Annotated in this window: 1 pseudogene; it reads right to left on the reverse strand. The window is 35.3% G+C overall.

Annotated features, from left to right (window positions below):
- Positions 1-703, reverse strand: a pseudogene (locus GC105_RS17000) (N-acetylmuramoyl-L-alanine amidase); the annotation flags it as partial.

The following is a 703-nucleotide window of genomic DNA, read 5'->3' on the forward strand; positions in this document are numbered from 1 at the left end:
GTCGGCGTCCACCGAGCACTACTCTTACTATAGTCTTGTATCATCTTCCATTTGTTTGTGCTTACATCTTTTACCCAAAACTGATATAATACTCCATTTGTACTTTTAGCACCAGCTCTTATGATGTGAGTACCTCCTACTGCTTTTGGTCCTTCAATATTTAATACGTCAACTTCTATTTGATTTATAATTATTTCTTTATACAAATGTGTATCTAGATTTTGCTTACTTTTTTCATCTTTTATATGTACACCGTACAGATACTTTCCCGGCTTCGTTGGTGTCCACCGTGCACTACTTTTACTATAGTCTTGTATCATCGTCCATTTGTTTGTACTTAAATCTTTAACCCAAAACTGATACAATACTCCATTTTCACTTGTGCCACTTGACCTTATAGTATGCGTATTTCCTGTATATCCTGTTCCATCTATGTTCAACACATCTACCGTTACTTCTATTGGTTTTATTGTTATCTCTTTGTACAAATGCGCATCTAATCTTTCTCCACTTTTTTCATCTTTTATATGTACTCCATACAGATACTTTCCTGGCTTCGTTGGTGTCCACCGTGCACTACTCTTACTATAGTCTTGTATCATCATCCATTTGTTTGTGCTTAAATCTTTAACCCAGAATTGATACAATACTCCATTTTCACTTGTACCACTTGACCTTATAGTATGCGTATTTCCTGTATATC

The organism is Alkalibaculum sporogenes (assembly GCF_009362815.1).
Classification (GTDB): Bacteria; Bacillota; Clostridia; order Eubacteriales; family Alkalibacteraceae; genus Alkalibaculum_A; species Alkalibaculum_A sporogenes.